This window comes from Larkinella knui, from assembly GCF_003858645.1.
Lineage (GTDB): Bacteria > Bacteroidota > Bacteroidia > Cytophagales > Spirosomataceae > Larkinella > Larkinella knui.
The window spans coordinates 118,287-139,638 of record NZ_RQJP01000007.1 but is presented as its reverse complement, the minus strand read 5'-3'; the positions used below and the strand labels follow the sequence as shown (position 1 = coordinate 139,638).

Here is a 21,352-nt window from a genome sequence, read left to right as displayed (position 1 = left end):
ACGACTTTATAAATCAATTCGTAAAGTAACAGCAAACGTTTGACCGGTTTGCTCAATGTGCAGATCGTGCCGGTCCGGATACAACAGCGCCAGTCGCTTCCGGGCATTGGCGATTCCGGTTCCGGAGCCCCTTTTCAGGCCGGTTACGGCCCCCACGGTATTGACAACCCGCAGGTGTAGCGCCCGGTTTTCGACCGTTACCTCTAGTTCCAGACACGCCGGATGAACCAGACTAACACCGTATTGAAACATGTTTTCCACGAACGGAATCAGCAGTAGGGGCGCGAGTTGCGCGGGATGACCGTCCCAATCCAGCCGGGTCGTCAGTTGCAGCGTGTCCAGTTGCGGGAGCCGGGCGCGTTGCAGGGCCAGGTATTTTTCCAGAAACTGGAATTCCTGCTCAATGGAAATCAGTGGCCGCGTCGATTCCTGGAGGGTAAATCGCAGAATACCGGATAGCTGTTCAATTCGATCCGCCACCGATTGGTTGTCCAACTGCTGGGCTTCGTTGTAGATGGTATTGAGCGCATTGAACAAAAAGTGGGGATTGATCTGGGCCTTGAGCGCCGTCAGTTCGGCCTCGGTTTTCTGCTGAATCAGTTGCTGCTGTTGCCGCCGGGTTTGCAGCGAATCGGCGATGAAACCGTACAGGATCAAAACGCCCACCAGCAAAAGAGTTACCAGAATATTTTCGTCCACAAAGTCAGGCTCCTGATCGGTGCGGATTTGCAGGATTTCGAACAGCAGCCACGCGAGAAGGCACAGCCAGCTCCAATACAGCGGTCTGGTTTGTTTGCGGTTCATCCACCGCCGAAAGGCCAGCCGGTAATTCAGATAAGCCAGCAACCCGATACAAGCCAGCAGAAAAAGCAGGCCCAGCAGATACCGCATCAGGCTGCCCAGATCCGGCAGCTCCTGATCCAGTTGCGGCCAGACAACCTGATACAGACGCCATCCCCAGTAAGTCAGCAGCGCGATCAGGGCACTCACCAACAGCAGCGATGACCGGAAAAACCGGGGAAGAAACACAGATCGTCGGTTCATACGGGCGGTATGCTTAATCAGGTTTTCGGGTTGCATTCGTGGCTTCGGGTTTCATCCGGCGAAGCTCTTTCTGAGCCTGTGGCGCGTCCACCGGTGCCATCAGCATCATCGAACTCAGAAAATCCACTTCCACGACCGCCTTGACGTAATAGGTCTGACCGGCCTGCACCCGTAACCAAAGCGGGCGACTATCGGTAAAATAATCATTGGTAAACTCAATTTTAATCCGGCCGGGCGTTACCGGCAGCTGAACATACCGGTTGGGCGACAGTTCACCGACTTTTTGATCGTTTATTTTGAAGACATACGCCCTGCCCAGCCCCGAAATAAACTCTTTTTCGCGGTAAATGATCAATTGCGCGGGTTCGGGCTGAACGGGCTGCCGATCCGGATTTCCCTTAAAAAACAGCACCAGCAGGCTGACCAGAAGCGTTTTCATGGCTTTTGGCGACCGGGTTTGTTGCGAGCGATGTACAGCCCAAACTGGAGATAGAACTGGCCGAGCCGTTCCTGCGGGGCATCCACGAGTTGATAAACCTCAGAATGCCAGGGCGTACGTTGAAAACTGCGCCGGTAACCGAACCGGCTAACCCATTGAAACGTATTAGGCCGCTTTTCACGTTGCGCAACCTCCACGTTCACATCCCAGAAACCGGTGGTCTGTTTTAAAGAGGGTACCGTTGCGGGGGGCGTATACTGGAGTATATTCTGAAACGAAACCACCTGACTGCTGGGTCGAAACAAGCTGTATTCGTAGTTGATACTGCCCAAACCGGCGTTGATAAAGACCCGTTTGTTGCGGGTATTGGCCACATCGTATCCCAGTAGGAATGTCAAACCGCTGACGCTCTGGCTCCGGGCAAACAGGGATGTGCCTTTTTTATCGGGCGGCAGTAAGCTTTTGTCAATCCCAAAAAATGCTTGCAGAGTCACTTTAAAACGTTGTCGCCGATAGGCAAAGGCCGCCAGCGCCATCCGGTCCAGCGACTTGTCTACTTTAACCTGATTGTCACGAAAATACCTTTGCATAGCGGGCAGATGAGTTACCGCATACGCAAAACCGGGTTCCATGATGAAGCTGGATCGGAAATTGCTTTTCGGAGGAATCGCTGGTGTAGCGGTTGAGTCATCGGATTGCCCCCAAACCGGATAAGTAGCCAGCATTGCCAGTAAAAAAATGAGTTTCATACAACGGATCGATTGATTTTGGTGGTTCAAAAAAACCGCTGTTCCAATCCGGTTCCAAATGCTCGTGGGTAAGGCCGTCAAGTTTGTGGTCAAACCGCCCAACTTTGTGGTGATAGTCCTTTGGCTCCGTCAGGAAGCCATCCCCTACCGTCGTGCCTTCTGGTTCCCCTGGCTCCAGCGGAGCCTCCTGTTACTAGCTACGAAACGATCGGATTAGACCAAAGCTCCGGAGGAGCGTCCTATTCTGTCCAAGACGCTCCTCCGGAGCTTCAAACGTCTGCTTTCCTTTGTTTCTACCGACAGGATGCCCCGCCGGGGCAAATTCAGGCATAGTTCCTCTTAACTTAACAGTAATTTTATTCCGGAATTCGTACCGGATACTTTCGATTGCTTAAGTTTATCCGGTCTTTCGCTGATCCCTCTTTTCCCGCCTATGAAACGGTTTTCCCTACTCGCCTGCTTCCTCATTTTCGGAAACGCCCTGATCATGCAGGCCCAGACGGTCGGCCAGCCGCTGCCCGTCTGGCAGGAAGGCTACCTGGACATTCACCAGATCAATACCGGTCGCGGCAATTCGGCGTTGTTGATTCTTCCCGACGGCACCACCGCCCTGATCGACGCGGGCGAACTGGACCTGACCGACCCGCGAACGACGAGCCCGCGCAACACGGCCGCCAAACCCAGCGCCGAGCGCCATGCCGGGGAATGGATTGCGCGCTATGCCCGCAAAGCCCTGAGTTTCCGCCCCGATCCGGCCATCGACTACGCCATCATGACGCACTTCCACGACGACCACATGGGTGCGCCTTCGTCGGCTTCCAAAAAGTCGCCGGCGGGCGGTTATCTGCTGACCGGGATTACGGAAGTGGGCGAACACATTCCGATCCGTACCCTCATCGACCGGGGCTGGCCGGATTATACTTATCCACGATCTTTCGAGCAAGACCCGCTGGTGACGAATTACCGCCAGTTTCTGGCCTGGCAAACCCGGAATAAAGCGTTGAAAGTCGAGCGGTTCCAGGCCGGGCGGAACGATCAGATTAGGTTGCTGAAACAACCCGCGAAATACAAGGACCGGTTTGAAATCCGGAATCTGGCCGTCAACGGCGAGATCTGGACGGGTGTCGGCTCCGTCACGCGCCAGCATTTTCCGGAACTCAAATCACTCCCGCCCAATCAATATCCCAACGAAAACATGTGCAGCATGGCCCTGCGGCTGAGTTATGGCAAGTTCGATTATTTTTCGGGGGGCGACATTCCCGGCGTCCTGCAATTCGGCGCTCCGCTGTGGCACGATGTCGAAACGCCGGTGGCGCGGTCGGTTGGGCCGGTGGAGGTCCAACAGCTCGACCACCACGGCAACCGGGATTCGCAGAACGGCTTTTTGCTGGGCAGCCTGCGCCCGCGTGTACTGGTCATTCCAGTCTGGTCGTCCGACCATCCGGGTCACGACGTCCTGGCGCGCATTTACTCGCAGCAGGTCTACGCCGGCGACCGCGACGTCTTTGCCACCGACATGCTGGAAGCAAACAAACTGGTGATTGGCGAGTTACTAAACCGTCTGAAAAGCGACTCCGGGCACGTGCTGGTGCGGGTCGATCCGGGCGGAGATACCTATCGCGTTATCATTCTGGACGATAACGACGAGTCGTTTCGGGTAAAAGCCGTTCATGGGCCGTACGAGTCGCGCTGAAACCGGACGCTTTGCTGCATTCGCGCATTTTATGAGCATTCACATTGGCACATCGGGCTGGAGTTACGACCATTGGCAAGACGTTTTGTACCCGTTTCACACGGCGGTTCACGATCGGCTGGATTACTACGTGCAGCACTTTCAGACCGTCGAACTGAACAGCAGTTTTTACCGCTGGCCGAAAGTCAGCACGTTTACCGGCTGGCGAAACCGCCTGCCGGAAGGATTCCGGCTGACCGTCAAAGCCCCGCGCGGGCTGACTCACGGCAAGAAATTGTATGGTCCGGAGCAATGGATTGAACGCATCCAGACCTGCTGGCACGCTTTACGGGAAAAACGGGGAATTTTGCTGGCCCAGCTTTCGCCCAACCACACCTTCGACTACGACCGGCTGGCTTATTTTCTGGATCAGATTCCCGACTGGATGCAAACGGCCGTCGAATTCCGGCACGACAGCTGGCACAACGAAGCTATTTTTTCGCTGCTCGAAAGCCACCAGACGGCGTACTGCATCACGAGCGGGGCCAATCTGCCGTGTATCTTGCGGGCCACGGCCCCGTTTGTGTATGTTCGGCTGCACGGCCCCGATCCGCAGCATTTGTACGGCGGCTCCTATTCCGATACCGACCTGCGGTGGTGGGCCGACCGCATCCGGGAATGGGCCGAGATGGGCAAGGATGTGTACGTCTATTTCAACAATGACGGCGGAGGAAATGCCGTACGGAATGCGCTGACGCTGAAAGGATTTGTCAGCTAAAGTACCTACCCCTGAATTTTACACCCGTGCGCGCTGCTTCTCAATTGATTTTCCAGCGAATTGCCATCCAGCAACGCCCAATGCTGACTGATTTTTCCGTCGAGCAATTTAAAACAGCGATACCCGACCACGGACGCTTCCGCACCAGCGGGTTCGATGTCGCGCCAGACCCCGATTTGCCGAACGTGCATTCGCAGTTTTAAAATGCAGGTAGTGCCTTCCGTTACCAGTTCTTCAATCACCGTTTTATGATCGAATGCCTGGCTGGTTGTCTTAATCCAGCGCTTCAAACCTTCCTGATTAGCGGGAAAAGAAACGGGCAACGAATGATCGATAAAATCCGGATGGAGATACGCATCCAGCGTATCGAAGCGGTTTTTATTCCAGATCTGATCGATAAAATCAGCAACGATGGTACGGTTTTCTACGAAAGTTTCCATGTGACTTTGAAGGTTGATTACCCGACAAAAGTCGCCGGTTTTCGGGAGATCAGCCTGTGACAAAAATCACAAAATGAAACGCCTTACGGATTTTTACGGATTCGGCTCAGGGTTTCGCGCGCGATGCCTAAATACGAGGAAAGGTGCGAGAGTGAGACCCGTTGCAGCAAATGGGGAAACTGCCGGATCACGTACTGATACCGCTCGGTGGGCGAATAGATTTTAAATAGATTGGCGTGCTCTTCCTGATCGATCAGCATCTGTTCCAGCAAGTTACGACCAAAGGATTCGATTTCGACCGACTGGCCGTATAAATCCAGCAGCTTTTCTTTCGTAAATTCCCACACCACCGTTTCTTCACCGGTTTGAATAGAATAGTCAGATGGAATCGCCGAACGGAGACTTTTCAGTTCGGTCACAAAGTCATTTTCAAACGAAAAGCGGGTGTTGATTTCTTTGCCGTCTTTAGTATAAAACGTTCGTAAATAGCCTTTTTCAACGTAATAAATCGCTTTACAAACCTGACCTTCTTTCAGTAGATACTGTCCTTTACCGATCGGTTTTGGCTGCATGGAATTCATCAATAAACCAAACGCTTCGGCGGAAAGATTCGCCATCGATTTGATTCTATTTTCCAGAATACCGGTCATTATCTCGAGCGTTTCGAGTCTTTATTTACTCAAATTCCCACTTACTCACCCACAAATCCTTCGTCTGTTGCTGAAACCGCCGAAGTTTTTCCTGCATGCGTTTCAATACCGCCTGATGCTTCGGATCGGCCGCCAAATTATGCACTTCATCGGGATCCGTTTGCAGATCGTACAACTCGAAACGCGGGCGGTTCAGATACGCAGCCACCGTCCGTTTGCCATATAGTTTACGACCGGTTTTGCGAACATCCTGCCACGTAAAGGAATGGTACAGATCGAGCGCCATCGGAAAAGGTAGCGCGTGGGCCAGGTTAAAAATCAGCTTGTACCGCCGTTCGCGCAACACCCGCATCGGATAATACATTGTCACTTCGTGCAACGAATGCGACGCGTAGACTTCATCCCAACCCGTTACGTTTTCCTGCTCGACGATCGCTTTGAAACTCCGGCCCTGACTATAAACCTTGTCCGACAAGGCACCGGCAAAATCCAGCAGCGTCGGCGTTATATCGACCCACGAAACCATCGCATCCTGCACAAACCCCGGTTTTTGCGGTTTCGGCAGTTTGACAATGAGCGGCAATTTCATACCCGGTTCATACAAGGTCGTTTTCGATCCGGGAAAGGGCGCACCATTGTCCGACAAATAAATAATCAGGGTATTGTCGTACTGACCGGTTTCTTTCAGCAAAGCCACCAGCCGCTCCACGCCCTGATCCAGCCGGCTGATCGATTCATAATACTGCGCCAGTTCCATCCGGGCCGCCCGCGTGTCCGGCAGATACGGCGGAACCGGCACCTGAAAAGGCTGGTAGAAAACATCGTGCACCTGCGGATAACCGCCCGGCCGGTTGCCGAACAAATTGGCCTGATCACTTTTAAAAACCGGCGAACCGTTGGGCGCAACTCCATTGCTGCGGTGCGGATCGTCGGTGGCGAAATACAGAAAAAACGGTTTTTCAGACTTCTCGGTAAACAGCGAATAGCACAAATCCGCCATCGAAACCGGGCTGCGGCCAATCGATGCCGGATCGTTGACACCACCGCCCTGAAGCACCTGCTGAAAGTGATAGGCGCGCTCGGGCGCGACGTGAAATTTTCCAATCCGCGCCGTTCGATAGCCGGCTTTTTCGAGTTGTACCGGCAGCGTCCGAACGGTATCGAACGAACTGAAATGGTGTTCGCGGTGCTCCAGGCCGTACATGCCGTTGGCGTGGTTGTGCAAGCCCGTCAGCAACACCGACCGGCTGGGGCTGCAACTGGCCGTGGTGCAAAAGGCGTTGGTAAAGCGGGTTCCTTCGGCGGCTAAGCGGTCGATGTGGGGCGTTTTGATGACCGGATTTCCGTAGCAACCAACGGCTTCGCGGCCGTGGTCGTCGGCCACAATCAGGACAATATTAGGCCGGGAATCCTTCGGACGGCGGGTTTGCCGGAAGGCGGTAATGGCCGTTAGAATCAGTATTGTACAGGCGAATAAAATCCGTACCATCTTTCCCTTTTTCCGGTAAAAATAGGGTAATCATTCGCAAAGCGGCAGCAGACGCAGGAATAATTCGGGATTTCAGGCCAAATTTCAGGAAAGAGTCAACCGCTTTTCGTAACAGTAAAACCGCAAACCGGGCCGGAAGCCCAGCCCGATTTCACCGGCAAACTCATAACCGGCTTTCGGGAAAAGCCGTTGCGTCGCTTCGTTTTGGGTATTGGTATCGATCCGCAACACGTTGATACCGCGTTGCCGGGCCACGTTTTCGGCCTGAGCCAGCAACTGAGCCGCAATGCCCCGCCCCCGAACGTCGGGGTCGACCGCCAGGCGATGCACCACAATGGCGGTTTCGCTCAAATCCCAGCCTACCTGGGCATATTCCGGCTCCTGATCGGTAGTAATAGCCGCAACACCAACCGGTTTTCCGTCCAGATCTGCCACCCAAAGCTGATTCTGTTCAATATCTTTTTCAAATACCGCAGCATTCGGGTAGTGCTCATCCCATTGAAAATTGCCACTGGCCTGCATGATGGGAACGACGTGACGAAGCAACTGAAGTAAATCCGGGATGTCTTTTAAGGTGGCTAAGCGTACGGTCATTCTCTGGTTTGAATTTTCATTGAAATCCGCGGTACACAACGGAGCGTACCGGCGGCAACCGCCATCTGGTGTATCTACCCAATCTCATGCACTAGCTTTTCCTCGCGGCTCTTGCTTTTTACGATTTCTACCCCATTCGGCTGCGGTTTCATGCCGGTCAGGAAAAACAAGGAAGTAAAAAAGGAATAAAACACCACGCCGTGCTGCTGCGACCACACGTTTTCGGTAAAAAAGGTGACCGTGAAAATCATCAGCAGAATGGCATACAGATGATCGCGTCTTCGGGCCGCATTGGCAAACTGGATACCCAGAATAAAAAGCATCAGGCCAATGCCGATCAAGCCGAACGAAAGCCATTGGTTGATGTATTCGTTGTGGGTGTCGTAGGCCACCAGCGGCACCTGAAGCTTTCGGGCGTAAACTTCATATTGGGCGGTCAGGGCCGGATCGACCCCTCCGGGACCAAGCCCGGCCACCCAGTGTTGCTTCAGCACATCCAGATCGACCGACCAGATTACCTGGCGCATCTGAACCGAATTATCCATCGGATTGTCGTTCGGTTTGGCGTTTAACAGGGCCGAAAATTCGCCGATCCGCTGGCTGCTGAACGGAATGGAAATGCAGGCAACCGACACCGAAAGCAGCAGGACGGCCAGAATAGGAACGAGCCGGTATTTGTGGGTCCGGTTGATCCAGCCGTAGTAAACCAGAATAACAAAAAGGGCAATAACGGGCGCTTTGGGCATCAGGGCCATCAGAAACAGGAACAACGGAAAGAGAACCGCACCCAGTTTCCAGCCTTTCAACTGCTGCCGGTGTCTGGGCGAAATCAGTAAAATCGCGGAGGCAAAACACAGGTTGATACCCATGTAGGTCGGGTGAAAACTCGTAATTTCCTCGAAGTAGAGCCGGTATTGAATGTGAGCTTCCGGGCCGCTGATCTGCCAGCCGTATTTTAAGAGGTAAAACAGATTACCCGCCAGGCAGGAAATAAAGCAGGCATAGACGAAGTAAATCAGCTCGCCGGAAATGATTTTGCGCGTCTGGGGTTGTAAGAAAAGAAGGGCAAACGGCACCACGAATAAGCTGGCTTTCTGCTCGAGATCAAAAAGAACCCCGGAGCGGTATTCGGGAGCGGTAAACGGGACGTAAATCGCGTAGAGTAAATACACACTACCCAACAGCAAGGCCCCGCCATACGGCCGAAAGTGTTTGTTTTTGTTAAAAAAAACGTCCCGGATCACCCAGAACAGAAAAATTCCCATTAGAACTAAAATCTGCATCCGGTTTGGCAGAAAAAAGGCAATCATCACCATCCGGGCCAGATACTTATCGTACGCAGTCAAGCTATCCATTCGTTTTATTTTTATTGGGATAGCGTCACAGAGGCTCGCCAGGCAGGCATTTTTATCACCCTACGACTCTGTTTTTCATACAGTTAAGACGGAAATGGGTTATCAAAAGAACCAGTCACCAACCGCTGCATGCGCTTTCACCGTTTTCTATAAGACCCATTCGAGCGGAAAGTAGTTGCAATTGTTTCGGTAAACTTATCGTATAGCCTAAAAACTACAACGGAAAACCAGCCCCCAACGGTCTGATAGTTCATCGGTTAAGGCTTTTTTGGAGAGCGATAAAAGCCGCCGGTGTCGTGCCCGCTTCGGCATACATCACTTCCCGTTGGGCCATCAATTTCCGAAAATCGAGATTCTGAGGACCAGCAATTGCAGGATCAGCACCGTGTTCGAGCAAAGCCTGACAAACCTCCCACAAATCCTGACGAGCCGCGGCCAACAACGCTGAATGGCCCGCCAGCCAACCGTAATCAGCAAGGGGATAGCTGGCATTCGGATCAGCGCCGTAATCAAGCAATAGTTTGACTTTTTCCAGCCGCTCTTTGGGATCATCCAGAACCACAAACAAAATCGGCAGGTCCTGATTCTGGCGGTGTTTTGCGTTGGGATTGGCCCCCTGTTTCAGAAACCAGCCGAGCAAAGCCGCCGGACTCTGCCGGGCCACCCGCACGTGCGTCGCCGTGTGGAGCGAGTCGGCGGTTTCAAACGTGGCTCCTTTGGCTAGCAATAACGCCAACGCTTCCACGCTAAAAGGTTCGTTATACATACCGGCGGCCCGCATAGCCGCAAAATCGAGTAAGGTGGTGTGTTCTTCACCGCTTTCGTTCAGCCGGGGCTGGGGTTCGGTCAAGAGCGTTTTCAATTGCGGAATAGCATTGGCGGCAATGGCCTCCGCAATCCGCCGTTGGTCGGGATCTTTGAAGTAGTACGAGCCATCCCAGCGCCCCTGATCTTCCGCTCCGGCCCGTTGCGTAACGTAAAAATTACCGGCCAATTCCCGCAAGCCCAGGACCAGGGGAACGAGCAGTGCTACCAAAACCGTAATTTTAGTAACCGGGAAAGGCAGCAGATTCAGGCCCAGAACCGCCACCAGCAGAATGGCCCCGACGAAAAGATAGCCGACAGCCAGTCCCCGACCCGCAGCGTCGGTGCCGGATTGGTTCAGCGTCAGCGCCAGATAAACAATCAAAACCGCATAACAGCCGATGAGCGACCCGTTGACCAGTGCAATGATTTTCATGACTTGAAATTGCCACCGGAAAACCGGGAACGCTACCCAAACTTAACAACGGGTAGCATTCGGTAAATAGCTGGTAACGACAGCGTTCGCGTGTCCCGGATGCGCCTTTGCCGAACCGTCGATACGGGCTTCAGGATGGTCATTCATCCCACAAAAAACAGCCCGGCACAAGCAGTGCCGGGCTGTCTGAATTATCCCTAAACCCTTAATCTCTATTCTTTAATTCCTTATTTTTCAAGCAGAACATTATCCTGTGCGTTGGCCTTGAATGTGTTTACGGTTGAGGCATCGGCGTTCAGTTTTGAACCGTAATTGACGAAGATTCCGTAGCCGCCACCGTTGGCAATCGTGGTGTTTTTGATCGACAGATTACCGCCGTACAGGGCCAGGTTGGCCTTTTTCCCCGAAACCAACGCCAGGCTACCGCCGTTGCTGATCTCCGCGTTTTCGATCACGTTCCGGGAGTTGTTCGAATAAATCATCAGGCCTTTCCACGAAGGCGAGGTGCGGTCGGCACCCGTGAAGGTGACTTTTTCAGTTGCCGTTCCTTTCGCAATCAGGAACCCCTTGCTGTTGATCATCATGACCACATCGCGGCCGCCTTCGATGGTCACACCGGGGCTCAGCGTCAAGCCGGCTTCGACCGCAAAATCACCCGTCAGGCGGTAGGGCGTTTTGTCTTTAAAACCGGCCCAGGTAATGTCACCGCCTTCCCGCAGATAGTATCCTTTAATCTCAACCACATTCCGGCCGTTTTCGCCCGTGAAGGCAGAAGCCGCATCCAGCTTATCGACGTTGCTGGGGTCAATTTGAATCCCGGCTTCGGTGTTTTTAGTAAATGAATTCGTCGCAAATTCGCGCAGAATACCGCCTTCCTGCACCAGCAACCCGTACCCGTCGTTCTGGGTAAACAAGCTGTTTTTCAGCGCAATCTGTGCTTTTCCACCACCGAACAACGCCATACCGGCTTTCGTAGAACTGACCAGAGCCCGGCTTCCGGCGTGGGCAACTTCGATATTTTCCAACACGTTGGCGTTGCTGCCCGAATAGACCATGATACCAACCCAGTAGCCTTTGGTCTTTTCGGCACCGATGAAGCGGATTTTCTTCTCGGGCGTTCCTTTCGCGATAATCAAGCCGCCACCGTCGTTGATATCCATCCGGGTATCGCGTTCAAACGCAATGACCACACCGGGGTTGATGGTCAGCTCATTGGATACGACGATGCTTTTGGGAACGATGTAATCCGGATAATCCGGGTTTGAAATGCGGTCGGTCAGTACGGTTTTAACCGTGATGTTTTTATCGATGGCGAGGGGTTGCGCTACGGCAGCGGCTATTTTCACTTTATCCTTGCTGGTTCCGTTGGCATTTGAAACCGTCAGTTCCAATTCGTAGTCACCAACTTCATCCGGCACAAACGTCGGCTTGGCGGTGGTTGCCGATGAAATGGCTGCGGTACTCTTGGCGGGTTTCGTGGCAATGGTCCACTGGAACGTCAATGGGGCTCCTTTGGTATCGACGGATGCGCTTCCATCGAGCTTGACCGTTTCGCCTACCTGAACGTCCTGATCAGCGCCGGCATTGGCGGTCAGCGTGTTGGCGGGCGGATTGGGCGTTGGATCCACTTCGTCTTTTTTACAACCGGTTACCAAAAAGGTAGCCGCGAGGAGAATGGCAAACGATTGTTTTGCGAACTGAATCGCGGCAGAATTGACAATTTTTTTCATGGTCTGATGTTGTTTACTGTTTGTACGTAGCGTTCAACTACGGGTACAAAGGTGCGGGATTCATCGAATTGCGGAGGTTTCATTTTCCGACAAAAAACAGGCTTTATGCGTCAACGGATGACCACTTACTCAATCGACCAAAAATCTACCCTGGTTATTCCCTGTACTTATAGCTCATTCTGATTTATCATACCTTTTGTTATGACCTTGGGCGAGTTTGGTCACTACCTTTGCAGGGCAGAAGCGGTTCAAGATTTGCACCGCAACAGAATGCGTCAGGAACGGTCCGCCGTCACACTCCAAATCCTGACGAGCAAACAGAAAAGACCATGATCACAACAGATATTTGCATCATCGGTGCCGGACCCGTAGGTCTGTTCGCCGTTTTTGAAGCCGGTTTACTGAAGATGCGTTGCCACCTGATCGATGCCTTGCCGCAGGTGGGCGGGCAGTTGTCCGAAATCTATCCGCAGAAACCGATCTATGACATTCCCGGCTTTCCCGATATAAAAGCACAGGACCTGGTAGACAATCTGATGGAACAGATTGCTCCCTTTCATCCTTCTTTTACGCTGGGTGAGCGCGTAGAGAGTCTGGAACGCCAGGCCGACGGCTCGTTTCACATCACGACCAATGAACAAACCACCGTCCATTGCCAGGTGGTGGTCATTGCCGGCGGACTGGGCTGTTTTGAACCCCGGAAACCCGACATTGCTGGCCTGGAAGAATTTGAGGGGAAAGGGGTGGCCTACATGGTGAAGAATCCGGAACTCTTCCGCGACCGGCGCGTGGTGCTGGCGGGCGGGGGCGATTCGGCCCTCGACTGGACGGTTTTTCTGGCCAACATTGCCCAGGAAGTGACGTTGATTCACCGCAGCGACAGTTTTCGCGGGGCACCCGATTCGGCCGAAAAGGTGTTCGAACTGGCGAAAGAAGGCCGAATCAACCTGATTTTGCAATCGAACATCACGAGCATTTCCGGAAACGGCCATTTGCAGGAAATCACCATCGCGGCCAAAGACAAAACCGTTACCAAACTGGCCACCGACCACCTGATTCCGCTTTTTGGCCTGACCCCGAAACTCGGTCCCATTGCTGATTGGGGCCTCCAGATCGACAAGGCGGCCATTCAGGTCGATACCACCGATTATTCCACCAATGTGGAGCGGATTTACGCCATCGGCGACATCAATACCTATCCCGGCAAGTTGAAACTGATTCTATGCGGTTTTCACGAAGCCGCCCTGATGTGTCAGAGCGCGTTCAAATACGTGTATCCCAGCCAGAAATTGAGTTTCAAATACACCACCGTCAACGGAATACCTACTTTTTAAAAGAGAAGAGACAAGAGAATAAAGACGTGCAGCAAATACGGTTTTCAGTCTTTACTCTCTTGTCTTACGTCTTTACTCTCCCCATGATTCACATCACAATTGAAGACCTTAACGGCGACCGGGAGCCGATTGAAATTCCGGAAGGCATCAGCCTGAGCCTGATGGAAGTGCTGAAAGCGTCGGATTATCCCATTCTGGCCACCTGTGGGGGCATGGCTTTGTGCGCGACCTGCCACGTCGGCGTACTGGAAGGTGCCGACGCTCTGCCGCCCGTCAACGATGCAGAAGGTGCCATGTTGGATACCCTGCCCGATGCTGATGCCGACAGTCGGCTGGCTTGTCAGTTGCGCGTCGACGATACGATAAATGGAGCCGTTTTTCGACTCCGGGCAACGTAGTTTAGGAGGGAAACTCTCTCAAATGGTGCATTTTAATATTATTTTTGCGTCATTTGAAAGCCGGGATAACGAACAAGTGTTTCGGCCCCCTACTCCCTTTCATTGGTTCAATGGTTACCCAGCGACGCCCGGCGTTATTTCTGCTCATCTGGTTGTTGTTTAGCCGCGCCTGGGCTCAGTCGCCAACGCTGTCTTTTCAACGGCTGACGCTGCGCCACGGATTGTCCACGAACTTTACGTCTTCGATTACGCAGGATGATCTGGGCTTTATCTGGATCGGTACCGTTAATGGAGCAACCCGCTTCGACGGCCTGCGCTGCATCAATTATGGCCCACAGGCCGGAAATGCTCAGTCGCTTTCACACCGCATCATCCGCTGCGTGTTCAAGGCCCGGGATGGCGTTTTGTGGATGGGAGCTCAAAAAGGAGTAAACCGCATCGATCCCAAAACGCAGGTGTTCCGGCGCTTTTATTTTACGGCCCTGGGAGAAGGCTGTAACTTCATTCGTACCATTGCCCAAAGTCCAGACGGCCTGCTCTGGTTCGGTACCAACGGTGGAGTGGTCATTTTTGATCCGGTTACCGAAAAATCCCGGTTGTTAGTCGTTCCGTACGATTCAACCAACCGGCCAACCACCAACTCCATTCGGCATTTACTGACCGATGGACCAACACTCTGGATTGCAACCCAGGCTGGCCTGTATGCCTACAACCGGCAAACGCACCAGTTTCGAACGTTTCGGCATTCTGAGTCTCTATCTACCACATTACCTGATGATTACGTATTGTCACTAGCCCGACATCCCCGTTCGGGAGAAATCTACGTTGGCACGCGAAAAGGACGGGTTGCCGTCCTGAATCCGGTCAACGGCCATTTTCGGCATCTGCCCCTCGAAGAAGGGCGGGGCATTACGTCGATCTTGATTACCAAAAACGAAAACGTCTGGGTCAGCACGGCGGGAGAAGGGCTGTTTCGGTACGACGCGTCGAAAAACCGGTTTCTGGGGTATAAAAATGACGAGAACAACCCCCGAAGTCTCGTTTCAAACTCGTTAAAAACCTTGTTTGAAGACCGCTCCGGCATTATCTGGATAGGCTCCGACGATGCGGGAGTAAGCTGGTTCAATCCGAAAGTCGATAAGTTTCGCTCGCTCTACGATGACGTTTCGTACCATCCGGTTTCAACGCTGGGTCTGGATGCGGCTTCCATTTCTTTTGACCGACAAGATCGTCTCTGGATCGCAACCCGCGACGGACTCGCGATGATCGATCCGCAATTGCAGTCTTATCGCCTGTATCGCCATGATCCGAAAAATCCGAAAAGTCTTGGCAACAACCTGACATACAATGTACTAGCTGACCGTACTGGGAAAATTTGGGTGGGTCATTTCACGGGACTAAGCCGTCTGGACACCACCAGGCATCTTTTTGAGCAAATCCGCTGTCTGCCCTCGTCGGATGATCTGGCCGGTTATCCGGTTTTTAACCCCAACCGACGCGATTTTGTCGCCGGAAACCAGGTATTCAGTGTGATCCAGCATCGGGATGGGCGCGTTTTCATCGGTTCCAACGAAAAATTGACGATTTACGACCCGCGAACCAACACGTTTCTAAATCAGTTCAACGACGAACGAATTCGGAAACTACCCGGAAAAAACTACAACACCATGTACCTCGACCGCTTCAACAACCTCTGGGTGGGCGGTTTAGGGCCGGTTTTCAAGATTAGCCCCGATCTGAACGTACTGGATGAATACCGCCATAAAGAAGATGATCTGCACAGCCTGCCCGACGATGGCGTAACGGATTTCGCCGAAGATGAAACCGGTAAATTATGGATCAGTACCGACAACGGACTGGCCCGGCTCGATGAACAAACCAAGCGTTTTGACGTCTTTACCACCCGGCACGGTCTGCCCAATAGCGACATTGCCGGTCTGCGACTGACCGGCGACACGCTCTGGGTCAGCACCTCCAATGGAGTTGCCGTTACCGACATTCATCAGATTCGTTTCATTCCCTTCGACGAAGCCGACGGACTGCCGATGACCGAATTTGAGTCGGGATCGAGCGAACGTGATTCGAAAAAGCGGCTTTATTTCGGAGCCATGCGGGGGCTGGTTTATATTCAGCCCGGTAAAATCCGGATCAATCGCTTCGTTCCGCCGGTGTATCTGACGTCTTTTAAAGTCAACGGCCGTGAATTTCTGCCCAATCCCTCGGCTACTCCGCCCGATATCGTGCTTGACTACGACCAGAATCAGTTCAGTTTTGAAATGGCCGCACTCAATTTTGACAATCCCGGTGCCAACCGGTATGCGTATCGGCTCGAAGGTTCTGAGGAGCGCTGGAACCAAACCGGCACGCGCCCGTTTGCCAGCTACACGAACGTTCCTTCCGGCGATTACGTGCTGCACATCATTGCAGCCAACAACGATGGCATCTGGAACCGCGAAGGCTACCGGCTTCGCATCACGATCCGAACGCCGTTTTGGGAAACCTGGTGGTTTCGGCTGGCCTGTCTGGCTGCCCTGGTCACGCTCGTGGTTTTCATTGCTCAATGGCGAAACCGGCGGGTAGCGAAGGAACAACAGGAGAAAAGCGAACTGCGCGAACGGATTGCGACCTCGGAAATGAAGGCACTTCGCTCGCAGATGAATCCGCATTTTCTGTACAATTCGCTGAATGCCGTCCGGCTTTTTGTGCTGCAAAACGACAGCGACAATGCCGACAAGTATCTGGTCAAATTCGCCCGGCTCATGCGGCTCATTCTCGGCAACTCGCGGCAGGAATGGGTAACGCTGGCCAGCGAAACCGAACAGCTTCAGTTGTATCTGGAACTGGAGCAATTGCGGTTTGGCCACAAATTCGACTTTTCGATTGAAACCGATCCGTCACTCGATCAGGAACGGGTGTCGATTCCGCCGATGATCATTCAGCCGTACATCGAAAACGCGATTTTGCACGGGATGGCCCACAAAAAAAGCCGGGGATCGATCCGGGTGTGCATCAAACCCGTCGGCGAACACCTGGAATGCATGGTCGATGACGATGGCGTAGGCCGGCAAAAAGCGGCTTCGCTCAAAAGCCACGCGGCTTCGTCGCACCAGAGCGTTGGCCTGCAGGTGACGGAAGAACGGTTGCAACTGATTCAGCAGCGCAGCGGAAAAGAAGCCGGGGCGAAAATAGTCGATAAAGTAAATGACGACGGTGAACCGGCCGGAACTCAGGTCGTTATCCGGCTTCCGCTGACGCTTCAGGAACCGGCCTGAGCCGGTTACTCGTAATCCGAAAGCGGTAAACCCATTTTTGTCTACCTTTGAATTTTGCCAACCACCGTCAACTTTCTGCATGAAACGACTTGCCGTCATTCTGCTTTGCCTTACCGTTTCTTCAACGCTTTTTGCGCAATCTGACAACGCCTATCATCTGCTCCCCTTCCCGGCCCAGTTTGTGGGGAAAGACGGCCATTTCACCGTTTCGGCAGCAACGCGCGTGGTGATTGCCGCCAAAGACGCGGGACAGCGGGCAGCCGCTCAAACGCTGGTCAGTCAACTCAAGCTCGCCAGCGGTTTTCCGGTTGCGGTGGCTCCGGCGACGCCCGCGCTGACCAAAGGCAAACACATTGTTTTTCAGGCGCATAAAGCCGGGCGGTGCGGCCCGGAAGGTTATATTTTGAATGCTACGCCCGACCGGGTTGTGGTGGAAGCCGAAACCCCGAAAGGCTATTTTTACGCCGTTCAGACCTTGCTGCAACTGTTGCCGACGGCGGTTTTCAGCCCGACGAAGGTTGAGAACGTGGCCTGGACCATCCCGGCCTGCCAGATTCTCGACCGGCCGCGCTACCCGTATCGCGGTTTGATGCTCGATGTGAGCCGCCATTTCATGCCTGTTTCGTTTGTCAAGCGGTTTATCGATCTGATGGCGATGCACAAATTCAACACCTTTCACTGGCATTTGACCGACGATCAGGGCTGGCGAATCGAAATCAAAAAATACCCCAGACTGACGCAGATTGGTTCGAAACGCAGGGAAACCGTGGTGGGTCACAATGCGGCCAATTATCCGTTTCAGTATGACGGAAAAGAATACGGCGGTTTTTATACGCAGGAGCAAATCAGGGACGTCATCCGGTATGCCGCAGCCCGGCACGTGACAATCATTCCCGAAATTGAAATGCCGGGGCACGCCCTGGCGGCTTTGGCGTCGTATCCCGAATTCTCGTGCGATGCGTCAAAAAAGTACGACGTGGCGACGCGCTGGGGCATTTTCAAAGACGTTTATTGCCCCAACGAGCAAACGTTTACGTTTTTGCAGAATGTGCTGACGGAAGTGATGGCACTATTTCCGGGAAAATACATCCACATCGGCGGGGACGAATGCCCGAAAGATGCCTGGAAAGCGAGTGCTTTTTGCCAGGATCTGATCAAGAAACTGAAGCTAAAAGACGAACACGAATTGCAGAGTTACTTCATTCAGCGCATCGAAAAGTTTGTCAATTCGAAAGGCCGCGCCATCATCGGCTGGGATGAGATTCTGGAAGGCGGTTTGGCTCCCAACGCGACGGTCATGAGCTGGCGCGGCACCGAAGGCGGTCTGGAAGCCGCCAGACAGAAGCACAACGTGGTGATGACGCCCGGCGAATTCTGCTACCTGGATCAGTATCAGGGCAATCCCGCTCAGGAGCCGCTGGCGGGTGGCGGCTATATGCCCATCGAAAAAGTGTACAGCTACGAACCTACACCCGCCGAACTGACGCCCGAGCAGCAAAAATACATTCTGGGCGTGCAGGGCAACATCTGGACCGAATACATTCCGACGACGCAGCACGTCGAATACATGGCTTTTCCGCGGGCGTCGGCGCTGGCCGAAATTGGCTGGATGCCGCAGGGGCCGCGCAATTTTGAGGATTTTGCGATGCGCCTGAAAGAACACCTGAAACGGCTGGGCTACCTGAACGTCAATTATTCCAAACGGCTCCTCGATGTCCGGGCCGTCACCCAGTTTACCGACGCCGACCAGTTGCAGGTTCGGCTGGAAAAACTCGACTCCGACAGCAAAATCTACTATACCACCAACGGCAAACAACCCACGACGGCGTCGACCGAATACACGACGCCCATTACGCTCAAAAAAACCACGACCATCAAAGCCGTCACCACCGCCGGTGCCTCATTTGAAGAAACATTTTACATCCACCGGGCGAAAGGCAAACCGTATACTTACGCGAATACGGCCGCCGAAAAATCCGATCCGACCAGGAAAAAACTGACCGATGGACAGGTCGCCCAGAGTCCCCGCAACAAGTCGGAATGGGTCAGCGTGTCGGGCGACGATCTGGAAGTAACGATCGATCTGGGCGAAGTTCGGCCCGTTACCAAAGTATCGGCCAACTTCCTGAAACGCATTTCGTACAATGATTTTCCGCCGTCGTCGGTCGAAATCGGGTTGTCGCAGGACGGCACGACCTACAAGGATGCGATCAGCCAGCCGGTGAAGTATCCGCTCGAAGGGTCGTGGGGCATGTTGCCGGTGGTGGCCGATTTCAAAACCGCCCGGGCGCGGTATGTCCGCATCAAGGCCAAAAACGCGGGGGTGGCTCCGGCGGGATTACCCCGGGAGGGCCTGCCGACGGCGGTTAGCGTAGATGAAGTGGTGGTGGAATGACCCCTCACGCCTGGTAAAAAATATCAAAGAATTTATCCGGAGTGATGGGACTCACCTTTGGAAATTTTATCTTTTTCAGGATATCAAAATGACGATCAAAAGTGATGATGTAATCGGCCTGACAAGCCACTGCACAATCTACAAACTTATCGTCGTCGTGATCGGATTCGATTAAATGCCAGAAATAAGTAGGTGATACAAGACGTGCATTTTGGCTGTTCACTAATCCTTCGATTACGTTTTGAGCCAGATTAAAACTGTAATAAGTTTGAAGGTGCTCTTCGTATTCCGCCAGGATATCGGTTGTAATCCCAAACTCAAATTTCTGATTACGCAAGGCATCGAAGAGCCAGCGATAGGGTGATGATTTTCCGATGGATGCCGACAAACAGTTGGAGTCAATAACGACAATCATTTCTCGGTTGGCCGATAGGGTCTCCGGCGGTGCCCATGTGCCATTTTTTCAAAATCGTCGGTAGTATATCTTTTTTGAGTTACTATTTCGTCGATTTCGTTATCAGCCAACCGAAAAAAATAATCCGCAATAAGCTGTTTGACTTCTTTTTCTTGTTCTTCAGTTAACTTCCGATCAAATGTTTTCAGCATGTGAAGCTGTAATGGGGTAAGTTTCCCTGAAGCAAAACTATTTTGTTCCATAACCATTTCCAGAAGGTACGAAAACACGTGCAATAGATTAAAGATAGTATAATTACGTTTTCATTGCAAACGATACGAGTAGGCTTCCTGATGGAAATCCAGCTCGTAAGACGGTCTAATTCTTTCTAACTTGTCTGGTAACTCTATCCAACATGACCACTCCATCCCAAAAACTGAAAACCCTCGACGCCGTCCTGGACGGCCTCATGAGCCGGTATCGTGAACGCGTTCCGGACGTATCGGGCCTTATCGACGCGCTGGTTGATGAAAACGTTATCCGGACCGCCGATGACATTGAAAACGACCACATTGCCTTTCGGACGATGGGCCTGCCGAGCCTCGGCATTCAGTCGTTTGAGAAAATATTCCTGCATTACGGCTACGAAAAGCGCGAACCGTATGATTTTAAAGAAAAGAAACTGAACGCCTGGTGGTACAGCCCGCCCAAACCGCATTATCCGCGCATTTTTGTCAGCGAACTGCGGGTGCGGGATTTGTCGGACGAGGCCCAGCATATCATTTACCAATACACGGATAGCGTGGTTTTTGATCCGGTCGATACGCTGGATCTGGACGATGCCCGGGCCGTCGATCAATTTCTGCACCAGCCGCTCTGGCAAATCCCCGCACTTGACGATTACCTGAGGCTGCTAAACGAAAGCGAATATGCCGCCTGGGTGATTTATAACCGGTATTACCTCAATCACTTTACGATTAGTGTTCACAACCTGAAACCGGGTTACAACACCATTCAGGATTTTGTGGCTTTTCTCGAACGGCGCGGGTTCAAGCTCAACACCTCGGGCGGCACGATCAAAATCAGCCCGGACGAAGGCTTGTTGCAGGCGTCGACCGTTGCCCAGCTCATCGACGCGGAATTTGCCGACGGCCAGACGCACCGCATTGCCGGGTCCTACGTCGAGTTTGCCGAACGGCGGGTTTTGCCCGAATTCCGGCACCTGCCCGCCGACCAGATCGGGCGCGAACACCGGCGCGACGGTTTTGAAGCGGGCAACGCCGACAAGATTTTTGAGAGCACATTTACATCGCAGACCGGGAAATAACCGGGCGATTTTTCTGTGATTAACAAATGGTGAAGTTGGCTCAGAAACGGGC

19 protein-coding genes are annotated in these 21,352 nt (G+C 53.0%); 7 read left to right on the top strand and 12 right to left on the bottom strand.

The features are described from left to right. Window positions 1-6: 6 nt before the first annotated feature. Genes EHT87_RS29120 through EHT87_RS29110 form a run of 3 tightly spaced genes read right to left on the bottom strand, consistent with a single transcriptional unit; the run spans window position 7 to window position 2,232 of the window. Window positions 7-1,044 (bottom strand): sensor histidine kinase, encoded by a 1,038-nt coding sequence (locus tag EHT87_RS29120; RefSeq protein WP_124910310.1) that lies wholly within the window; start codon window positions 1,042-1,044, stop codon window positions 7-9. Window positions 1,045-1,057: 13 nt separating this feature from the next. Continuing rightward, window positions 1,058-1,483 carry a DUF2846 domain-containing protein gene (locus EHT87_RS29115; RefSeq protein WP_124910309.1) on the bottom strand — a complete coding sequence of 142 codons (426 nt, stop codon included), beginning with the start codon at window positions 1,481-1,483 and terminating at the stop codon, window positions 1,058-1,060. After that, on the bottom strand, window positions 1,480-2,232 hold the full coding sequence (locus tag EHT87_RS29110; RefSeq protein WP_124910308.1) for a hypothetical protein: 753 nt from the start codon (window positions 2,230-2,232) through the stop codon (window positions 1,480-1,482). Before EHT87_RS29110 ends, EHT87_RS29115 begins: the two co-directional genes overlap by 4 nt. Window positions 2,233-2,665: 433 nt before the next feature. Between EHT87_RS29110 and EHT87_RS29105 the strand changes: the two genes are divergently transcribed. Together EHT87_RS29105 and EHT87_RS29100 are read left to right on the top strand one after the other, a co-directional pair. Continuing rightward, a complete protein-coding gene (locus EHT87_RS29105) occupies window positions 2,666-3,925 on the top strand; it encodes a ComEC/Rec2 family competence protein (protein WP_124910307.1) in 1,260 nt (419 codons plus the stop codon). 31 nt (window positions 3,926-3,956) lie between these two features. Further along, a complete protein-coding gene (locus EHT87_RS29100; protein WP_124910306.1) occupies window positions 3,957-4,682 on the top strand; it encodes a DUF72 domain-containing protein in 726 nt (241 codons plus the stop codon). A gap of 5 nt (window positions 4,683-4,687) precedes the next feature. On the opposite strand, the gene EHT87_RS29095 is transcribed toward EHT87_RS29100, so the two are convergent. The 7 genes from EHT87_RS29095 to EHT87_RS29065 all read right to left on the bottom strand — a co-directional run bounded on the left by EHT87_RS29095 (window position 4,688) and on the right by EHT87_RS29065 (window position 12,180). Next, the gene (locus tag EHT87_RS29095; RefSeq protein ID WP_124910305.1) at window positions 4,688-5,122 is read right to left on the bottom strand and encodes an ester cyclase; all 435 of its coding nucleotides are present in this window, start codon (window positions 5,120-5,122) and stop codon (window positions 4,688-4,690) included. An 83-nt stretch (window positions 5,123-5,205) separates the two neighbouring features. Further along, the gene (locus EHT87_RS29090) at window positions 5,206-5,739 is read right to left on the bottom strand and encodes a Crp/Fnr family transcriptional regulator (RefSeq protein WP_229321451.1); all 534 of its coding nucleotides are present in this window, start codon (window positions 5,737-5,739) and stop codon (window positions 5,206-5,208) included. A 58-nt stretch (window positions 5,740-5,797) separates the two neighbouring features. Further along, the gene (locus tag EHT87_RS29085; protein WP_124910303.1) at window positions 5,798-7,261 is read right to left on the bottom strand and encodes a sulfatase family protein; all 1,464 of its coding nucleotides are present in this window, start codon (window positions 7,259-7,261) and stop codon (window positions 5,798-5,800) included. An 84-nt stretch (window positions 7,262-7,345) separates the two neighbouring features. After that, complete coding sequence (locus EHT87_RS29080) at window positions 7,346-7,855, bottom strand: GNAT family N-acetyltransferase (protein ID WP_124910302.1); 510 nt, start codon at window positions 7,853-7,855, stop codon at window positions 7,346-7,348. 74 nt (window positions 7,856-7,929) lie between these two features. Beyond that, entirely contained in the window at window positions 7,930-9,210 is a 1,281-nt protein-coding gene (locus EHT87_RS29075) for an O-antigen ligase family protein (protein ID WP_124910301.1), read from the bottom strand. Window positions 9,211-9,460: 250 nt separating this feature from the next. Next, a complete protein-coding gene (locus EHT87_RS29070) occupies window positions 9,461-10,450 on the bottom strand; it encodes an ankyrin repeat domain-containing protein (protein WP_124910300.1) in 990 nt (329 codons plus the stop codon). 227 nt (window positions 10,451-10,677) lie between these two features. Then, a complete protein-coding gene (locus EHT87_RS29065) occupies window positions 10,678-12,180 on the bottom strand; it encodes a right-handed parallel beta-helix repeat-containing protein (RefSeq protein WP_124910299.1) in 1,503 nt (500 codons plus the stop codon). A gap of 329 nt (window positions 12,181-12,509) precedes the next feature. Between EHT87_RS29065 and EHT87_RS29060 the strand changes: the two genes are divergently transcribed. From EHT87_RS29060 to EHT87_RS29045, 4 genes are all read left to right on the top strand, one after another. Continuing rightward, on the top strand, window positions 12,510-13,514 hold the full coding sequence (locus tag EHT87_RS29060) for an NAD(P)/FAD-dependent oxidoreductase (protein ID WP_124910298.1): 1,005 nt from the start codon (window positions 12,510-12,512) through the stop codon (window positions 13,512-13,514). An 83-nt stretch (window positions 13,515-13,597) separates the two neighbouring features. Continuing rightward, on the top strand, window positions 13,598-13,912 hold the full coding sequence (locus EHT87_RS29055; RefSeq protein ID WP_124910297.1) for a 2Fe-2S iron-sulfur cluster-binding protein: 315 nt from the start codon (window positions 13,598-13,600) through the stop codon (window positions 13,910-13,912). Window positions 13,913-14,022: 110 nt separating this feature from the next. Then, window positions 14,023-17,184, top strand: coding sequence for a sensor histidine kinase (locus EHT87_RS29050; RefSeq protein WP_124910296.1), 3,162 nt, complete (start codon window positions 14,023-14,025; stop codon window positions 17,182-17,184). Window positions 17,185-17,263: 79 nt separating this feature from the next. Continuing rightward, window positions 17,264-19,579 (top strand): glycoside hydrolase family 20 protein, encoded by a 2,316-nt coding sequence (locus tag EHT87_RS29045; RefSeq protein WP_124910295.1) that lies wholly within the window; start codon window positions 17,264-17,266, stop codon window positions 19,577-19,579. Between the two features lie 4 nt (window positions 19,580-19,583). Here EHT87_RS29045 and EHT87_RS29040 read toward each other — a convergent pair whose 3' ends face one another. Then, complete coding sequence (locus tag EHT87_RS29040) at window positions 19,584-19,994, bottom strand: putative toxin-antitoxin system toxin component, PIN family (protein WP_124910294.1); 411 nt, start codon at window positions 19,992-19,994, stop codon at window positions 19,584-19,586. Next, window positions 19,991-20,236 (bottom strand): DUF8507 family protein, encoded by a 246-nt coding sequence (locus tag EHT87_RS29035; protein WP_124910293.1) that lies wholly within the window; start codon window positions 20,234-20,236, stop codon window positions 19,991-19,993. The genes EHT87_RS29040 and EHT87_RS29035 overlap by 4 nt, the downstream gene beginning before the upstream one ends. A 152-nt stretch (window positions 20,237-20,388) precedes the next feature. Here EHT87_RS29035 and EHT87_RS29030 point away from each other — a divergent pair, with 152 nt between their 5' ends. Beyond that, window positions 20,389-21,300 carry a DUF1338 domain-containing protein gene (locus EHT87_RS29030; RefSeq protein WP_124910292.1) on the top strand — a complete coding sequence of 304 codons (912 nt, stop codon included), beginning with the start codon at window positions 20,389-20,391 and terminating at the stop codon, window positions 21,298-21,300. The last annotated feature ends 52 nt before the right edge of the window (window positions 21,301-21,352 follow it).